At 68.9% G+C, this 18,212-nt stretch carries 9 protein-coding genes; 6 read left to right on the plus strand and 3 right to left on the minus strand.

All coding sequences use genetic code 11. From position 1 onward, the window contains the following. The 3 genes from G6N66_RS12040 (at window position 1) to G6N66_RS12050 (ending at window position 10,761) form a co-directional block, all read left to right on the plus strand. The gene (locus tag G6N66_RS12040; RefSeq protein ID WP_085234253.1) at window positions 1–6,384 is read left to right on the plus strand and encodes a type I polyketide synthase; all 6,384 of its coding nucleotides are present in this window, start codon (window positions 1–3) and stop codon (window positions 6,382–6,384) included. Further along, the gene (locus G6N66_RS12045) at window positions 6,381–9,500 is read left to right on the plus strand and encodes a type I polyketide synthase (RefSeq protein WP_085234252.1); all 3,120 of its coding nucleotides are present in this window, start codon (window positions 6,381–6,383) and stop codon (window positions 9,498–9,500) included. Before G6N66_RS12040 ends, G6N66_RS12045 begins: the two co-directional genes overlap by 4 nt. 199 nt (window positions 9,501–9,699) lie before the next feature. Continuing rightward, the gene (locus G6N66_RS12050; RefSeq protein WP_085234251.1) at window positions 9,700–10,761 is read left to right on the plus strand and encodes a type III polyketide synthase; all 1,062 of its coding nucleotides are present in this window, start codon (window positions 9,700–9,702) and stop codon (window positions 10,759–10,761) included. On the opposite strand, the gene G6N66_RS12055 is transcribed toward G6N66_RS12050, so the two are convergent. Together G6N66_RS12055 and G6N66_RS12060 are read right to left on the minus strand one after the other, a co-directional pair. After that, window positions 10,744–12,027 (minus strand): cytochrome P450, encoded by a 1,284-nt coding sequence (locus G6N66_RS12055; RefSeq protein WP_139825331.1) that lies wholly within the window; start codon window positions 12,025–12,027, stop codon window positions 10,744–10,746. The genes G6N66_RS12050 and G6N66_RS12055 overlap by 18 nt on opposite strands. A gap of 14 nt (window positions 12,028–12,041) precedes the next feature. After that, window positions 12,042–13,829 (minus strand): ABC-F family ATP-binding cassette domain-containing protein, encoded by a 1,788-nt coding sequence (locus tag G6N66_RS12060; RefSeq protein WP_085234249.1) that lies wholly within the window; start codon window positions 13,827–13,829, stop codon window positions 12,042–12,044. Window positions 13,830–13,922: 93 nt separating this feature from the next. Here G6N66_RS12060 and G6N66_RS12065 point away from each other — a divergent pair, with 93 nt between their 5' ends. The 3 genes from G6N66_RS12065 to G6N66_RS12075 all read left to right on the plus strand — a co-directional run bounded on the left by G6N66_RS12065 (window position 13,923) and on the right by G6N66_RS12075 (window position 17,632). Continuing rightward, window positions 13,923–14,276: a hypothetical protein gene (locus G6N66_RS12065; RefSeq protein WP_139825327.1), complete on the plus strand. Its 354-nt coding sequence runs from the start codon at window positions 13,923–13,925 to the stop codon at window positions 14,274–14,276. A gap of 109 nt (window positions 14,277–14,385) precedes the next feature. Continuing rightward, window positions 14,386–17,427: an acyl-CoA synthetase gene (locus tag G6N66_RS12070; RefSeq protein ID WP_085234247.1), complete on the plus strand. Its 3,042-nt coding sequence runs from the start codon at window positions 14,386–14,388 to the stop codon at window positions 17,425–17,427. After that, entirely contained in the window at window positions 17,420–17,632 is a 213-nt protein-coding gene (locus G6N66_RS12075; RefSeq protein ID WP_085234246.1) for a Trm112 family protein, read from the plus strand. The genes G6N66_RS12070 and G6N66_RS12075 overlap by 8 nt, the downstream gene beginning before the upstream one ends. Here the strand turns inward: G6N66_RS12075 and G6N66_RS12080 are convergent. Next, window positions 17,598–18,212 (minus strand): TetR/AcrR family transcriptional regulator, encoded by a 615-nt coding sequence (locus G6N66_RS12080; protein ID WP_085234245.1) that lies wholly within the window; start codon window positions 18,210–18,212, stop codon window positions 17,598–17,600. The genes G6N66_RS12075 and G6N66_RS12080 overlap by 35 nt on opposite strands.

Consider the following 18,212-nt stretch of genomic DNA (forward strand, 5'->3'; position numbering starts at 1 on the left):
GTGTCGGCCACCGACAAGCATGTTGATTATTTGAAACGCCTCGCAGCGGACCTGCGGCGCGCCCGGCGACGGGTGTCGGAGCTGGAAGGCAAGCTGTCCGAGCCGGTGGCGGTGGTGGGCATGGCATGCCGGTATCCCGGCGGAGTGGACTCACCGGAAAGCCTGTGGCAGATGGTGATTGAGGGCCGCGACACGGTGTCCGACTTTCCCACCTACCGGGGCTGGGACGTAGCGGAGCTGTTCGATCCGGATCCCGACGCGCAAGGCAAGATGTATGTCCAACAGGGCTCGTTTTTGCTCGACGCCGGTGACTTCGACGCGGGGTTCTTCGGCATCGGGCCCAGCGAGGCGCTGGCCATGGACCCGCAGCAGCGGTTGATGCTGGAACTGTCGTGGGAAGGCTTGGAGCGGGCCGGAATTAACCCGACCACGTTGCGGGGTTCGGCGACGGGCGTGTTCACCGGTGTCATCCATGCCGGTTACGGGGGAGACGTAGAAGGCGAGCTGGAGGGCTACGGGCTCACCGGCGCGACCTCGAGCGTCGCGTCGGGTCGGGTGTCCTACGTGCTGGGCCTGGAGGGCCCGGCGGTGTCGGTGGACACCGCGTGCTCGTCGTCATTGGTGGCATTGCATCTGGCGGCACAGTCCCTGCGGTCGGGCGAATCCAACCTGGCCCTGGTCGGCGGCGTCACGGTGATGGCCACCCCGACCGCCTTCATCGAGTTCAGCCGGCAGCGGGCGCTCGCTCCAGACGGACGCTGCAAGGTGTACGCCGGTGCCGCCGACGGCACCGCGTGGTCCGAAGGCGCGGGCGTGTTGGTGGTGGAGCGCCTGGCCGACGCACGGCGCCTGGGCCATCCGGTGTTGGCGTTGGTGCGGGGCTCCGCGGTGAATCAGGACGGCGCCTCCAATGGGCTCACCGCACCGAATGGGCCGTCGCAGCAACGGGTTATCCGCGCGGCCCTCGCCAGCGCCGGGCTCACGGCGGCCGATGTCGATCTGGTCGAAGGCCATGGCACGGGCACCACGCTCGGGGATCCGATCGAAGCGCAGGCGCTGCTGGCGACCTACGGGCAGGACCGGCCGAACGATCAGCCACTGTGGCTCGGTTCGATCAAGTCGAACATCGGTCACACGTCGGCCGCCGCCGGAGTGGCCGGGCTGATCAAGGTGGTGCAGGCGATCCAGCACCAGGTGCTGCCGCAGACGTTGCACGTGGACGTGCCGACGCCGCACGTGGATTGGTCCGCGGGGGCGGTGTCGTTGCTGACCGAGTCGCGCCCGTGGACGCGCGCGGACGGCCCCCGGCGGGCCGGGGTGTCGTCGTTCGGGATCAGCGGCACGAATGCGCACGTGATCCTCGAGCAGGCCCCGGCGGAACCGCCGCTGGAAGACGTTGCGCCCGAACGCGATGGCCCGCCGACGGCCTGGGTGCTGTCGGCCCGCTCGGAGCAAGCGCTGACCAATCAGGCCCGGCGGTTGCTTGCGCACCTGACCGAGCGCGCGGATCTGGCACCGGCGGATGTGGCGTGGTCGCTGGCGGCGACGCGGGCCATGTTCGAGCATCGTGCCGTGCTGACGGGGGCCGACCGTGCGCAGCTGATGGCGGCGCTGGCCGGGCTGGCGGCCGGCGAACCGGGTGGGGGCGTGGTGACCGGGCGCGCCCGCCCGGTGGGCCAGACGGTGTTCGTGTTCCCCGGCCAGGGTGCGCAGCGGTTGGGCATGGGCCAGCAGCTCTATCAACGGTTTTCGGTGTTCGCCCGCGCGTTCGACGAGGCGGTGTCCGCGCTGGATCCGCATCTGCGGTTGCCGCTGCGGCAGGTGATGTGGGGCGGCGATGCCGCGCTGCTGCAAAGCACGGAGTTCGCGCAGTCGGCCCTGTTCGCCGTCGAGGTCGCGGTGGCGGCGCAACTGACGGACTGGGGTGTGCTGCCGGACGTGGTCACGGGTCATTCGGTGGGCGAGATCACCGCCGCCTACGTCGCCGGGGTGCTGACGCTCGAGGATGCGGCCAGGGTCGTCGCCGCGCGGGGCCGGTTGATGGCGGCCCTGCCCTCCGGCGGCGCGATGGTCGCGGTGGCGGCCAGCGAGGACGAGGTGGCGCCCCTGCTGAGCGACGACGTCAGCATCGCGGCCGTCAACGGCCCCAACGCGGTGGTGATTTCGGGCGTGGACGCCGCGGTGACCGCGCTGGCGGATCGGCTGGCGCAGCAGGGCAGACGCGTGCACCGGCTGGCGGTGTCGCACGCGTTCCACTCGGTGCTGATGGATCCCATGCTCGAGGAGTTCACCCGGCTGCTGGCCGGCGTCTCCGCCGCGCCGCCGCGAATTGGGTTGGTGTCCAACCTGACCGGCACGCTGGCGGAACCAGGATACGGATCTCCGCAGTACTGGGCCGAGCACGTGCGGCGGCCGGTCCGCTTCGCCGACGGCGTGCGCGCCGCCGAGTCGTCGGGCGCCAACGTCTTCGTCGAGGTGGGTCCCAGCGGTGGTCTCAGTGCCGCGGTGGAGCAGTCGTTGAGCGCCGAACCCGCGGCATCTGCGGTCACACTGGCCAAAGACCGCCCCGAAGCGGAGTCGCTGCTGGCAGCGCTGGGGCAATTGTTCACCAGCGGCGTCGACGTCGACTGGCCAGCGGCGCTGGGGAAGGGGCGGCGGGTCGACCTTCCGACGTACGGGTTTGTCCGACAGCGATTTTGGTTGCCCGTGGGGTCGAACGGGTCGGCGGACGTGCGCGGCGTCGGCTTGACGCGGTCCGATCATCCGCTGGTGGGCGTGGTGGTAGAGCGGCCCGATTCGGGTGGAGTGGTGCTGACGGGGTCGTTGTCCGTCGCCCAAATGCCATGGCTGGCCGATCACGTCGTCGACGGGGTGATGTTGTTCCCCGGCGCCGGATTCGTGGAGTTGGTGTTGCGGGCCGGCGACGAGGTCGGTTGCTCGGTGGTGGAGGAGCTGACGCTGCTGGCGCCCATGGTGTTGCCCTCGGCCGGCGGCGCCCGCGTGCAGATCGTCGTCGACCCGGCGGGCGAGTCGGGTTCGCGTGGCGTGTGGGTCTATTCGCGCGGCACGGGCCCGGATTCGGTGTGGGTGTTGCACGCGCAGGGTGCGTTGAGTGCCGCCGCGACCGACTCGGGCGCGGATCTGTCGGTGTGGCCGCCCAGCGGCGCGTCGGAGATCGATGCGGACGACGCGTACGACGTGCTGGCGCGCCGTGGCTATGAATACGGGCCGGCGTTTCGCGGGTTGCGCGCATTGTGGCGCCGCGGGTCCGAGGTCTTTGCCGAGGTCGCGGTGGGTGAGGGAGTAGCGGTGGCGGGCTTCGGGATTCACCCGGTGGTGCTGGACGCCGCGCTGCACGCCTGGGGAGTCGCCGACGGCGGAGACGCGACGATGTTGCCGTTTTCCTGGCAGGGGGTGTGTCTGCATGCCGCGGGCGCGTCGCGGGTTCGGGTCCGCATCGCACCCGCCGGAACCGGGGCGGTGTCGGTGGACTTGGCCGATGCGGCGGGTTTGCCGGTCCTGTCGGTGCGGGAGTTGATGGTCCGTCCCGTGTCGGCGCAGGCCCTGTCGGCCGCGGTGGCGGCGGCCGCCGGCGGCGGCGGTTCGCTGTACGAAGTCGCCTGGTCGGCAACGACATTGGAACGCAGCGAGATGGACGACAACGTGGTGGTCTGGCAGCCGACCCCGGCTAGCTCGGGCACCGAAGGCGTGCTGGACTCGGTGCATAGCGCCACCCACGAGGCGTTGGAAACCTTGCAGTCGTGGCTGGCCGGTGATGGGTCGGGCGTGCTGGCCGTGCAGACTCACGGCGCGGTGGGCCTGGCCGGTGAGCCCGTCGCCGATCTGGCGGCGGCCGCGGTATGGGGGCTGGTGCGCTCCGCGCAGGCCGAGCATCCGGGACGGGTGGTGCTGGTCGATTCGGACGGCTCGGTGGACATCACCGAGGTCATCAGCCCGAGTGAACCGCAGGTGATGGTGCGCTCCGGTGTGGCGCACACCGCCCGCCTGACCGCGGTCGGGGCAGGGGCGGTGTTGGAATTGCCCGCTGGCGGCTGGCGTTTGGCCGCCGGGGGCGGCGGCACCCTGGAGGACGTCGTGGTGACCCCGGCCGAGCCGGTCGAGTTGTCGGCCGGACAGGTACGGGTGGCGGTGGCCGCGGTGGGCGTGAATTTCCGGGATGTCTTGGTGGCATTGGGGATGTATCCCGGCGGCGGCGAACTCGGCGCCGAAGGTGCCGGCGTGGTCGTCGAGGTGGGTGCCGGGGTCGAGGGGCTGGCCGTCGGCGATGCGGTGCTGGGCCTGCTGGGCGTGGTCGGTTCCGAAGCGGTGGTGGACGCGCGGTTCGTGACACCGGTGCCGGCGGGATGGCCGCTGGCGCGGGCCGCCGGTGTGCCGGTGGTGTTCTTGACGGCGTTGTACGGCCTCTCGGTGCTGGCCGAGGTAACGGCGGGCCAGCGGGTGTTGGTGCATGCGGCCACCGGCGGGGTGGGGATGGCCGCGGTGCAGCTGTGCCGGCATTGGGGCGCCGAGGTTTTCGCGACCGCGAGCCGCGGTAAGTGGGACACGTTGCGCGCGATGGGTTTTGACGACGCGCACATCGGTGACTCGCGGACGCTGGAGTTCGAGGAGAAATTCCTGGCGGCCACCGGCGGCGCCGGGGTCGACGTGGTACTCAACTCGCTGGCGGGCGATTTCCTCGATGCGTCGCTGCGGCTGCTGGTCGGGGGCGGACGCTTCATCGAGATGGGCAAGACCGACCTTCGCGACCCCGCGACGGTGGCGGACGAACACCCGGGCGTGACATACCGGGCATTCGACCTGATGGAGGCCGGCCCCGACCACATTCGCGCAATGCTCGCCGAGCTGATGGGCTTATTCGCCGACGGGGTGCTAGAGCCGTTGCCGATCAAGGCTTTTGACGTGCGCAGCGCCTCGGCGGCGTATCGCTTCGTCAGCCAGGCTCGCCAGATCGGCAAGGTGGTGCTGACCCTGCCCGACGGGCCGGGAAACGCCGTGCTGACCGGATCGGGCGGGGGGCTGGCCGGCGGCACCGTGATCGTCACCGGCGGCACCGGGATGGCGGGGTCGGCGGTGGCCGCTCACCTGGTGCGCCGCTACGGGGTGGCGCACGTCGTGTTGGCCAGCCGCAGCGGTGTCACTGCCGAGGGTGTCGCGGAGCTGGTGGGCGAGCTGGAAGAGGCGGGCGCGCAGGTGTCGGTGGTGGCCTGTGATGTGGCCGACCGCGATGCGGTGGCGGCGCTGATCGCGCGGCTTCCAGACGAATATCCGCTGCGGGGCGTGTTCCATGCGGCCGGTGTGCTTGATGACGGGTTGATCGCCTCGCTGACGCCGGAGCGCATGGATGCGGTGTTGCGCGCCAAGGTGGACGGCGCGTGGAACCTGCACGAGCTCACCCAGGATCGGGATCTGTCGGCGTTCGTGATGTTCTCGTCGATGGCCGGGATCGTGGGCGCGCCGGGACAGGGAAACTACGCGGCCGCCAACAGTTTTCTCGACGCGCTGGCCGCCGACCGCCGCGCCCACGGGTTGGCCGGGCTGTCGGTGGCCTGGGGGCTGTGGGAGCAAGCCAGCGCGATGACCCGGCACCTTGGCGACCGCGACAAGGCCCGCATGACGCGGGCCGGGCTGGCACCGCTACCCACGCCCCGGGCGCTGCAGCTGTTCGACGACGCGATGCTGGCCGACCGCCCGGTGTTGGTGGCCGCCCGCCTGGACGAGGCCGGGCTAGGCGCCAGCGGCGCCGTGCCGCCGTTGCTGCGTGACCTGGCCACCCGTCGGGGCAGGCGGTTGGTGATGGACAGCGACACCGCCGCCTCGATGTCCGGACTGGTGGCGCGACTGCAAGGGCTGACTGCCGAACAACGCCACAGCCAGTTGGTGGAGCTGGTTTCTACCAACGCGGCAACGGTTTTGGGCCGCTCCAGCGCCGACATCGGCGCCGACGTCGCGTTCCAGGACCTCGGTTTTGACTCGCTGACCGCCGTGGAACTGCGCAACCGCCTCAAAACCGCTACCGGCCTTACCCTCCCGCCGGCCTTGATCTTCGAATACCCGACCGCCTCCGCGCTGGCCGAGCAGATCGACGGGCTGCTCAAGTCCGCGCCGATCACCAACGGCAGCGCGCCCGCCAATGCACCCGACAGGCTGGCCCGATTTAACGACATCGCCCGCGAATTGCAAACTCTCGTCAACCAAGCCGACTGGACCGCGAAGGACAAGGCACACTTCACGGCGCGCATCGAAAGCATTTTGACCGAACTGACCGCGCCCCAGTCCGAGTCGCACGGGCTCGAAGACGTCGACCTCGCCACCGCCACCGAAAGCGAACTGTTCGCCATCCTCGACGAGGACTTTCCGGTGTGACTCCAGACGTCGCAATCATCGGGCTCGCTTGCAGGTTTCCCGGCGCCGCCAACGCCGACGAGTTCTGGCGGTTGCTCTGCGATGGGCTCGAAGTTACCCAGTTGCCCGCCGATGTCGCCGATTTCGATGCGGACTTTTTCAACCTGTCGCCACGCGAGGCCCGGGCGATGGACCCCCGGCAACGGCTGGCGCTCGAACTGGCTTGGGAGACATTCGAAGACGCGTTCGTGGTGCCCGAGACGCTGGACGGCGAGCACGTCGCGGTGTACCTCGGCGCGATGAACGACGACTACGCGTTGCTGACCGTCGCCACCGACAACGTCGAGCATCACTCCTTCACCGGCATCAGCCGGGGCATGATCGCCAACCGGCTGTCCTTCGCGTTCGGGTTGCAGGGCCCCAGCATGACGGTCGATTCCGGGCAATCGTCCTCCCTGGTCGCGGTCCACCTCGCGTGCGAGAGCCTGCGGACGGGCGCGGCGCCGCTGGCGATCGCCGGCGGGGTTCACCTGAACATGGCCAGCGAAACCGCCTTGCTGGAAGCCGAATTCGGTGCGATCTCGCCGTCGGGCCACACCTATGCGTTCGACGAACGCGCCGACGGCTATGTTCGGGGCGAAGGCGGCGCTTTGGTTCTGTTGAAGCCGTTGAGTGCGGCACTCGACGACGGCGACCGAATCCGCGCCGTCATTCGAGGCAGCGCGGTGGGCAACGCCGGGCACAGCGCGGCCGGGCTGACCGTCACCTCCGTCCCGGGGCAAGCGGACGTCATCGCGCGCGCCCTGGCCAGCGCGGGCCTCGACGCCCACCAGATCGACTACGTAGAGGCGCACGGAACCGGCACCGCGGTCGGCGATCCGGTCGAGGCGAGGGCGCTGGGCACGGTGTTCGCCGAGCGACGCCGGGATCCGGTCAGCGTCGGATCGGTGAAGACCAACATCGGCCACACCGGGGCCGCCGCCGGAATCGCCGGGCTGATCAAGACGGTGCTCGCGGTGGAAAACGGTCTGCTGCCACCAAGTCTCAACTACGTCCGCCCCGCGATCGATCTCGACAGCCTCGGGCTTCGGGTCAACACCGCGCTGACGCCCTGGCCCACCGGTGGCGCCTTGCGGCGCGCGGGGGCGTCCTCGTTGGGGATGGGCGGGACCAACGCGCACGTCATCGTCGAACAACCGCCGGCCGTGCCGGAAAGTGCTGCACCCCAACACAATGCCAGCGAGCCCACCACCGCCTGGGTGCTGTCCGCGCGGTCCGGGGAGGCGCTACAAAATCAGGCTGCCCGGTTGCTGGGGCAGCTGAGCACGCAGAACGGCGTTGAGGCGGGCCCGAGTCCGGCGGACGTGGGTTGGTCGTTGGCGACCACCCGATCGGTGTTTGAGCATCGGGCCGTCGTGGTCGGCGCCGACCGCGAGCAGCTGATGGCGCAGTTGTCCGCGCTGGCCGCCGGTGAGCCGAGCCCGGCGACGGTGCTGGGGCGGGCCCACCCGGTGGGCAAGACCGTGTTCGTGTTTCCCGGGCAGGGTTCGCAATGGCTCGGCATGGGTCAGCAGCTCTACGACCGATTTCCGGTATTCGCCCAGGCCTTCGACGAGGCCGCCGCGGCGTTACAGCCACACCTGCGATTGCCATTGCGCGACGTGATCGGGGGCACCGACGCGGACCTGTTGCGCAGCACCGAGTTCGCTCAGCCCGCATTGTTCGCGGTGCAGGCGGCGACGGCGGCGCTGTTGCGGTCCTGCGGCGTGGTGCCCGATGTCGTGATGGGTCATTCGGTGGGTGAGATCACCGCGGCGCACGTGGCCGGCGCATTGTCGTTGGCCGCTGCGGCCAGCGTGGTCGCTGCCCGGGGCCGCTTGATGGCGGACCTACCCACCGGGCCAGACGGCGGCGCGATGGTGGCGGTGGCCGCCAGCGCGGACGAGGTGGCGCCATTCCTGACCGAGGGTGTCGATGTCGCCGCCGTCAACGGCCCGAATTCGGTTGTGATTTCGGGTGGGGAAGCCGCCGTGGGCGCCGTGGCCGACCGGTTCGCGGGTGCGGGGCGCCGGGTGCACCGATTGGCGGTGTCGCATGCGTTTCATTCGGCGTTGATGGAGCCGATGCTGCAGCGGTTCGCGGGAGCGCTCGACGAACTCGAGGCGGTTCAGCCCCGAATTGACTTGGTGTCCAATCTAACCGGTGAACTCGCCGCGCCCGGGTATGGGTCGCCCCAGTACTGGGTCGATCATGTGCGTCGCCCCGTGCTGTTCGCCAAGGGGGTGCAGACGGCGGAATCGCTCGGCGGCGCGGTATTCGTGGAGGTGGGTCCGGGTGGGGGATTGATGGCGGCCGTGGAGCAGTCGCTGACCGATCCGACGACCGAACACGCGGCCGCGGTCGCGACGCTGGTCAAGGATCGCGGCGAGGTTGATTCGCTGCTGGCCGCGCTGGGTCAATTGTTCACCGTGGGCGTGCCGGTGGATTGGGTTGGCGTGTTGAATGTTTCGGGTGTCCGGAGGGTGGCGTTGCCCACCTACGGGTTTGCGCGGCGGCGGTTTTGGCTGGGCGCGGGCGATTCCGGCGGGCCGGAAGCGAGCCGCGGGGAAGCGAGCCGATCGGCCGGCTTCGTCGAGAATTTGCGACAGTTGCCCCCCGGGGAACAGCACCGTCAGCTGCTGGAATTGGTATGTGCCCATGCGGCAACGGTTTTGGGCCATTCGAGCAGCGACGACATTGATGTGGAGCGCGCGTTCAACGACCTCGGATTCGATTCGATGACCGGCGTGGAACTGCGCAACCGCCTCAAAGTCGACACCGGGCTGGCCGGCGCCGCGCTGTCCCGCACGCTGATCTTCGACTATCCCACTCCGACGGCGTTGGCCGATCATCTCGCGCACCACCTGCTGGGCGGCCATCAGGAAGAGTCCGACGAGGAGCGGATCTGGTCTGCGCTGAGGAAGATCCCTCTCCAGGAGCTTCGACGGACGGGTTTGCTGGACAAACTCCTGCAGCTGGCGGGCCTGCCCGACGGATCCCCTCGCGAGTCGACGGTCGACGACGACGTCATCGATGGACTGAGCGCCGACGCGCTGATCGCGATGGCGCTCGACGAAGCGGACGACCGCGACGAGTGAAGCCACGTGACCTCAATAACGAACCGCGCGAAAATAATTTGTTGAATTAATCCAACGCATGTCAAATAGCGCAATTTGACGCACGTTCAATACCGTTTATGAGGCGTGTGTTTAATATCTCTAACTTTCCCCTAGTCTGCGGAATTACATTAAACTTCTGGTACTGAATCGGGCAGGTTTTAATACGCAGGGGTAGGGCATGAGCGTCATCGCAGGTGTATTCGGGGCATTGCCACCCAATCGATACGGCCAGCACGAACTCACCGAGGCCTTCGTCCAGTTCCCTGGTTTGAAGGACAACGAGGTGCTCGTCCGGCGCATGCACGCCGGCGCCAAGGTCAACAGCCGCCACCTGGTCTTGCCGCTGGAGAAATACCACGCGCTCGCCGATTTCGACGAGACCAACGAAATCTTCATCGACAAAGCGGTGGAGCTGGGCTGCGAGGCACTGCTGGGCGCGCTCGAGGAGGCGGGCCTGCGGCCGCAGGACGTCGACCTGATCGTCTCGTCCACCGTCACCGGCATCGCGGTGCCGTCGTTGGAGGCCCGGATCGCCGGGCGCGTGGGCCTGCGCCCCGACGTGCGGCGGATGCCCCTGTTCGGGCTGGGTTGCGCCGCGGGGGCGGCCGGGGTGGGGCGCCTGCACGACTACCTGAGCGGCGCGCCCGACGGCGTCGCGGCGCTGGTGTCCATCGAGCTTTGCTCGCTCACGTTCCCGGCGGTCAAACCGACCGTTTCCGGCTTGGTCGAGACCGCGCTGTTCGGTGACGGTGCCGCCGCGGTGGTGGCCGTCGGCGACCGTCGCGCCGAACAGGTCCGCGCCGGCGGGCCCGACATCGTCGCCTCCCGCAGCCGCCTTTACCCCGACTCGCTCAACGTCATGGGCTGGAACATCAACTCCTCCGGCCTGCAGCTGGTGATGTCCCCCGAGTTGACCAGCGTGATCGAGCGGCATCTGGCCGGTGACGTGTCGCGCTTCCTGGCCGCCCAGGGACTCGACAAGGACGGCATCGGCGCGTGGGTCGCCCATCCCGGCGGTCCCAAGGTCATCGACGCAATCGCCAGGTCTCTCGAGTTGCCGCCGGACGCACTCGAGCTGACCTGGCGCTCGATGGACGAGATCGGCAACCTCTCGTCGGCCTCGGTGCTGCACATCCTGCGTGACACCATCGCCAAACTGCCGCCCAGCGGAACCCCCGGGCTGATGATCGCGATCGGCCCGGGATTCTGCTCCGAACTCGTGCTACTGCGCTGGCGTTAAGTCAGCGACCTCGACACTCAATCCCGGTCGCGGGCTCAGCGCGGCGAGGTTATGCGCGCGGATCCGCTGAGCGGGCAATCGCAGCCTGGTCCGGGAGACGAGCCGGGCCAGCATCACGGTCATCTCGGTGATCGCCATCGCCGACCCGATGCATCGGTGCAGCCCGCCGCTGAACGGGATGAACTCGTGTGGCGCGGGCTTGCGGTAACCCGGTGAGCGGGGATCCCAACGCAGCGGCCGGAATTCGGTTGGTTCCGGCCACACCTCGGGGATGCGGTGCGTCACGTAGGCGCTGAAGATCAGCAGCCGCCCGGCGCGGATGCGGTGCCCGTCGAAGCGAAGGTCGCGCATCACCCTGCGGGCGGAGATCACCCCGGGCGGGTACAGCCGAAGCGTCTCGTGCACCACCCCGTTGAGGTAGGTCAGCGCCGAAAGGTCCTCGGCAGCGGGAGGCCGGTCACCGCATACGCGGCGGACGTCGTCGGCGGCGGCGTCCCAGGCGTCCGGGGCGGAGAGCAGCGTGTGGGTGGCCCAGGCCAGCGCGCCGCTCGTGGTCTCGTAGCCGGCGGTGATCAGGGAAATGACCTGATCTCGAATCTCGTTGTCGCTCAACGCGTAACCCTCATCACCGCGGCCATTGATCAGCATGGTCAGCATGTGGTCGTCGGGGCTGGGCGCGCTACGGGCTTCCGCGATCTGGGCGTCGATTAGCTCGTTGATGCGTTCGCGGGCCTGCATTGCGCGCCGCCAGGGCGGCGTCTTGGCCCGCCGCTGCAGCTGCATGACTTGCGGAAGTTGGTGCGTGAGATCCAGCAGCGGCTGCAATTGTGCGCCCAGGAAGTCGGAGTGGGCGGCCATGCGCGGGCCGAACAGCGACTCGGCGGTGCTGCGCCGCACCGCCGAGCGGAAGTCTTGGTAGATGTCCAGGCGCTGCCCGGGCCGCCAGCCGTCGATCACGGCGTCGATGTTGGACACCATGGTCTGCACATAGCTCTGGATCTCCCGGTGCCGCAGCCCGGGGGCGATGACGCTGCGACGACGCTGGTGGTCGGCGCCGTCGCTCACGATCAGGGCGGTGGGCCCGTCCACGATCGCCAGGTTCTCAAACGTCTTGCGCCAGCTGAACGCGTCGGCGTTGGCGAAGACGAACTTGTTGGCTTCGGCGCCCAGCAGGTAGGTGTACCCGTGCCGTCCGAGCCCGGAGTTGATCACCGGGCCGCGCCGTCGGTAGAGGTTCAGCAACGTCTCGCCGGGCAGGTAACGCACCGGTTGCCAGGTACTCATTCCAGCGCCTCCGAGAGCTCGAGCCAGCGCCCCTCCAAGGTGCCGACTTCGTCCTCGAGAGTACGTAGTTCGGCCGTCAGCCCAGTGATCCCCACGTGGTCGGACTGGTCATGCTCGGCGAGCTCGGTGTGTTTGGCCGCGATCCGATCGGCCAGCCGTGCGAGTTGGCGGTCGACCGAGGCGAGCTCCTTCTCGGCGGCGCGACGTTGCGCGCCGGACAGGGTGTCTGGCGCGGCGGCGGCCGACGGGCGTGTCGGTCGTTCGCGCGGTGCGGAATCGGCTGCCAGGCGCAGGTATTCGTCGATACCACCGGGCAGGTGCCGCAGGCGCCCGTCCAGGATCGCGTACTGCTGATCGGTGACGCGTTCGAGCAGATAGCGATCGTGCGAGACCACGATCAACGTGCCCGGCCAGGAGTCGAGGAGATCCTCGGTGGCGGTGAGCATATCGGTGTCCACGTCATTGGTGGGCTCGTCGAGCAGCAGCACGTTCGGCTCGGCCAACAGCGTGAGCATGAGCTGCAGGCGGCGGCGCTGACCGCCGGAGAGTTCACCGACCCGCGCGGACAACTGGCCGCGACCAAAACCGAGTCGCTCCAGCAGCTGGGCCGGGGTGACCTCGTCACCCTCGACCTGATAGCCGCCGCGCAGCCCGGCCAGCACGTCGGCGATCCGGTCATCGGCGAAGCGGGTCAGCTGATCGCCTTGCTGATCCAGCACCGCCAACCGGACCGTCTTGCCGCGCTTGACGCGCCCGGTGTCCGGCGCGACGGTGCCGGCGATCAACCCCAGCAGGGTCGATTTGCCGGCGCCGTTGGCCCCGACGATGCCGGTGCGCTCACCGGGCGCGATCCGCCATTCGATGTCGCGCAGCACGGGGCGCCCACCAGAAGATGCGAACGACACCGACACGTCGAGCAGATCGACCACGTCCTTGCCCAGCCGCGCGGTCGCCAGCTTGGCCAGCTCCACGGTGTTGCGCAGCGGGGGCACGTCGGCGATCAGCCGATTGGCGGCCTCGATCCGGAACTTGGGCTTGGAGGTGCGCGCCGGCGGGCCGCGGCGCAGCCAGGCCAGCTCCTTGCGCATCAGGTTCTGCCGCTTGGCCTCGGCGGCGGCGGCCTGCCGGTCGCGCTCGACGCGCTGCAACACGTACGCGGCGTAGCCGCCTTCGAACGGCTCGACGATCCCGTCGTGCACCTCCCACGTCGTGGTGGCGACTTCGTCGAGAAACCAGCGGTCGTGCGTCACCAGCAGCAGCCCGCCGGTATTGCGGGCCCAGCGCCGCCGCAGGTGGTCGGCCAGCCAGGTGATGCCCTCGATGTCGAGGTGGTTGGTGGGCTCGTCGAGGGCGATCACGTCCCAGTCGCCCATCAGCAGCCGGGCCAGCTGCACGCGTCGGCGCTGGCCCCCGCTGAGCGTGGAAACCGTTGCTTCCCAACCGATATCGGATACCAGCCCGCTGACCACGTCGCGGACCTTTGCGTTACCGGCCCACTGGTGTTCGGCTTGGTCGCCGACCAGGGTCCAGCCGACCGTGCGGTGCGGATCGAGGGTGTCGGCCTGGCTCACGGCACCGACCCGCAGTCCGCTGCGCCGGGTGACCCGGCCCGAGTTGGGCTGCAGCTCGCCGGTCAGCAGTCCCAGCAGGCTGGACTTGCCGTCGCCGTTGCGGCCGACGATGCCGATGCGCGCGCCGTCGTTGACGCCGAGCGTGAGTGACTCGAATACCACCTGCGTCGGATATTGCAGGTGTACCGCCTCGGCTCCCAGGAGGTGCGCCACCGGACCAAAGTTACCGGCGGAGATCCGCGCGGTATGGGATCAGCCCTGGCAAACGCAAGAATCACGCAAGTGAGCGGCATTATGTTGCTGCGCATGAACACCTCTCACACCCTGAAGAAGATCTTTGCCGGGGCGTTGCTCTCGGGCGCGGCGCTCACCGGCATGGCGTTCAGCCTCGGTACCGCACAGGCGGACCCGGTGCCGCCCGGAGCCTCCGGGCCGTACACCTGCTGCCCGGGCGACGAGAGCGGCGGACTGCGCCCACAGACCGGTCGCGGATGCCCGTCCGGTGTGCACTGGGACAAGACGCAATGCCACACCTGGTACGGCGTGGTGTGGGGGCACGGGAACGCTTCCCCCGGTGTGTGGGAGGGTGGGCCACCGCCGCCGGACGCGCTGCGGAAGCCGTGGTGCGGGTTCCCCTTCATGTGCTCGGGTTCGCCGTAACCGCGCCGAACGTGAACTCATGGCGGGAAATCGAAATCCCGCCATGCGTTCACGCTCGCCGCGCTGCGCCGGCCGGCAAACTCCCTGATCAACACCACCGCACGGGCCGATGTGCCATGATGGCCAAGCTGTACACATTCAGGGAGCAGCGGTGGATCTGAATTTTTCGATGGTCACCCGACCGATCGAGCGTCTGGTGGCCACGGCGCAGAATGGGCTGGAAGTCATCCGGCTGGGGGGCCTGGAGACGGGCAGTGTCCCGTCGCCGTCCCAGATCGTCGAGAGCGTACCGATGTACAAGCTCAAGCGGTACTTCCCGCCGGACAGCCGGCGCGGAGAGCCGAAAATCGGCCCGCCGGTGCTGATGGTGCACCCGATGATGATGTCGGCGGACATGTGGGACGTCACCCGCGAAGACGGGGCGGTGGGGATCCTGCACGCCAACGGCCTGGACCCGTGGGTCATCGACTTCGGCTCGCCCGACAAGGTCGAGGGCGGGATGCTGCGCACGCTGGCCGACCACATCGTCGCGCTCGATCAGGCCATCGACACGGTCAAGGACGCGACCGGGCAGGACGTGCACCTGGTCGGTTACTCGCAGGGCGGGATGTGGTGCTATCAGGTCGCGGCATACCGGCGTTCGAAGAACCTCGCGAGCATCGTGGCGTTCGGTTCGCCGGTGGACACGCTGGCCGCGCTGCCCATGGGCCTGCCGCCGAACATGGCTCCCGCCATAGCCGATTTCATGGCCGATCACGTCTTCACCCGGCTGAGCATTCCAAGCTGGTTGGCGCGCACCGGTTTTCAGATGATGGACCCGCTGAAAACCGCCAAGGCGCGGGTCGACTTCGTGCGCCAGCTGCATGACCGCGAGGCCCTGTTGCCGCGCGAACAACAGCGCCGATTCCTCGAATCCGAAGGCTGGATCGCGTGGTCGGGCCCGGCGATCTCGGAGCTGCTCAAGCAGTTCATCGCGCACAACCGCATGATGACTGGCGGTTTCGCCGTCAACGGGCAACTGGTGACGCTCACCGACATCACCTGCCCGATCCTGGCGTTCGTCGGCGAGGTCGACGACATCGGCCAGCCCGCGGCCGTACGCGGCATCCGGCGGGCGGCGCCCAACGCCGAGGTATTCGAATACCGCATCCGCACAGGACATTTCGGCCTTGTGGTGGGATCCAAGGCGGCCAAGGAGAGTTGGCCGACCGTCGCCGAGTGGGTGCGCTGGCTGTCCGGCGGCGGCGACAAGCCGGCGAACATCGACCTGATGGCCGATCAGCCCGAGGAGCACACCGACAGCGGTGTGGCCTTCAGCTCCCGCCTGGCACACGGGCTGGGCGAGTTCTCCGAGGCGACGGTGGGGCTGGCCCGCGGCGCGGTCGGCGCGTTCGTCGCCGCCAACAAGTCGATGCGCACGCTGGCGATAGAGACGGCCCGGACCCTGCCTAGGCTGGCCCGGCTGGGGCAGATCAACGACCACACCCGGATTTCGCTGGGACGCATCATCGAGGAGCAGGCCCACGACGCCCCGCAGGGCGAGTTCTTGTTGTTCGACGGCCGCGTGCACACCTACGAGGCGGTGAACCGCCGCGTCAACAACGTCGTTCGCGGCTTGATCGAGGTCGGGGTGCGGCAGGGCGACCGGGTGGGCGTGTTGATGGAGACGCGGCCCAGCGCACTGGTCGCGATCGCCGCGCTGTCCCGGCTGGGCGCCATCGCGGTGGTGATGCGGCCCGAAGCCGATCTGGCCGAGTCGGTGCGGCTCGGGCGGGTGTCGGAAATCATGACCGACCCCACCAATCTCGATGCCGCGCGACAACTTCCGGCTCAGATTTTGGTGTTGGGCGGGGGCGGGGAGGTGCGCGATCTGCATCTGCCGGATGACGCCGCCGAGCAGGGCCGCGTCATCGACATGGAACAGATCGACCCCGACCTCGTCGAGTTGCCCGCCTGGTACCGACCCAACCCCGCGCTGGCGCGGGATCTGGCGTTCATCGCGTTCAGCGCGGCGGGCGGCGAACTGGTGGCCAAGCAGATCACCAACTACCGCTGGGCGGTGTCCGCCTTCGGGACCGCGTCGGCCGCCGGCCTGGACCGTAAGGACACCGTGTACTGCTTGACGCCGCTGCACCACGAGTCCGCGCTGCTGGTCAGCCTGGGCGGCGCGGTCGTCGGCGGCACCCGCATCGCGCTGTCGCGCGGGCTGGACCGGGACCGGTTCGTCAAGGAGGTCCGCCAGTACGGCGTCACCGTGGTGTCCTACACCTGGGCCATGCTGCGCGACGTCGTCGACGATCCGGCGTTTGCGCTGCAGGGCAACCACCCGGTGCGGCTGTTCATCGGCTCGGGCATGCCGACCGGGCTGTGGCAGCGGGTGGTCGACGCGTTCGCGCCCGCGCACATCGTCGAGTTCTTCGCGACCACCGACGGGCAGGCGGTGCTGGCCAACGTGTCCGGCGTGAAGGTCGGCAGCAAGGGCCGCCCGCTGCCCGGCGCCGGGCGCGTCGAGCTGGCCGCCTACGACGCCGACCGCGACCTGATCCTGGAGGACGAGCGCGGCTTCGTCCAGGTCGCCGACGTCAACCAGGTCGGGGTGCTGCTCGCGCAATCCAACGGACCGATCGATCCGACCGCGTCGGTCAAACGCGGCGTCTTCGCGCCCGGTGACACCTGGATCTCGACCGAGTACCTGTTCCGCCGCGACTCCGACGGGAACTTCTGGCTGATGGGCAGGCGCGGCGCGGTGATTCGCACCCGCCGCGGCCTGGTCTATGCCGAGCCGGTCACCGATGCGCTGGGCCTGATCAACGGCATCGACCTCGCCGTGACCTACGACGTGTCGGTGAACGGTCGGCAGCTGGCGGTAACCGCGCTGACCTTGCTGCCGGGCGCCACCATCACGGCCGCCGACTTGACCGAGGCCGTCGCGAACATGCCCGTCGGGCTGGGGCCCGACATCGTGCACGTCTGTCAGAAGATGACGTTGAGCGCGACCTACCGCCCGACGGTCAGTGCGTTGCGGGCGGCCGGGATTCCCAAATCGGGCCGTCAGGCTTGGTATTTCGACGCCGACGGCAACGAGTTCCGGCGCTTGACCCCGGCGGCCCGCACGGCGCTGACCGGGGGGAGTAAACGCTCCAATGCTTGACGATTCCCTGCTGAGCATCCTGGTGTGCCCGGCCGACCGGGGCCCGCTGATGCTGGTCGGCGACGAGCTGTACAACCCGCGGCTGCGGCGGGCTTACCGCATCGACGACGGCATCCCGGTGCTGCTGATCGACGAGGCCCGCGACGTCGACGACGACGAGCACGCCCGGCTCATGAATCAAAGCCCTCCGGCAGATCCCCGGTGAGGTAGCGCTGCAGGTTCGGCGCGATGGTCCTCGCGACCTGCTCGGACGGCAGCGACGCGAGCGGTTCGATCTTCACGATGTAGCGGGCCATGATCACGCCCATCAACTGCGACGCGACGAACTGCACACGGATCCGGCCCGTGCCGGGAGGATTGTCAACGCGCGGAGCGACTTCCGCGACGATGACTTCCTGCAGGAACCTGCGAGCCAGACTTACGTCGTCGCCGACGAGCAACGACCGTAGCGTCGCAATCAGTCCCGCGCCCATTTCCGAATCCCACAATGGCAACAACACCGTCGGCAGCCGCAACCCGAGCTCATCGACCGGCGTCTCCCGTAACGGCACCAGAATTGTCATGGGGTCAATCGGGAGTTGGATCGCGGCGGCGAACAGCTGCTGCTTGGTCCCGAAGTAGTGGTGCACCAGCGCGGAATCCACCCCGGCATCCGCGGCCACGGCGCGTATCGAGGTCCGGTCAATTCCGTTGTGCGCAAACAATGTTCGAGCGCTTGCCAGGATCCGGTCCCGGGTGTCGGAAGTCCCGGCCGGGCGCCCGCGCCGCCTGGTGCCCGCCGTCAT

Origin of the sequence: Mycobacterium conspicuum, assembly GCF_010730195.1 — a bacterium.
Taxonomy (GTDB): Bacteria; Actinomycetota; Actinomycetes; order Mycobacteriales; family Mycobacteriaceae; genus Mycobacterium; species Mycobacterium conspicuum.

Bases quoted from the DNA above. Each gene is read 5' to 3' on its own strand.
- G6N66_RS12065 (WP_139825327.1), top strand. From the start codon at position 13,923: ATGAACACCTCTCACACCCTGAAGAAGATCTTTGCCGGGGCGTTGCTC.
- G6N66_RS12070 (WP_085234247.1), top strand. From the start codon at position 14,386: ATGTGCCATGATGGCCAAGCTGTACACATTCAGGGAGCAGCGGTGGAT.
- G6N66_RS12080 (WP_085234245.1), bottom strand. From the start codon at position 18,212: ATGACGGCGGGCACCAGGCGGCGCGGGCGCCCGGCCGGGACTTCCGAC.
- G6N66_RS12075 (WP_085234246.1), top strand. From the start codon at position 17,420: ATGCTTGACGATTCCCTGCTGAGCATCCTGGTGTGCCCGGCCGACCGG.
- G6N66_RS12050 (WP_085234251.1), top strand. From the start codon at position 9,700: ATGAGCGTCATCGCAGGTGTATTCGGGGCATTGCCACCCAATCGATAC.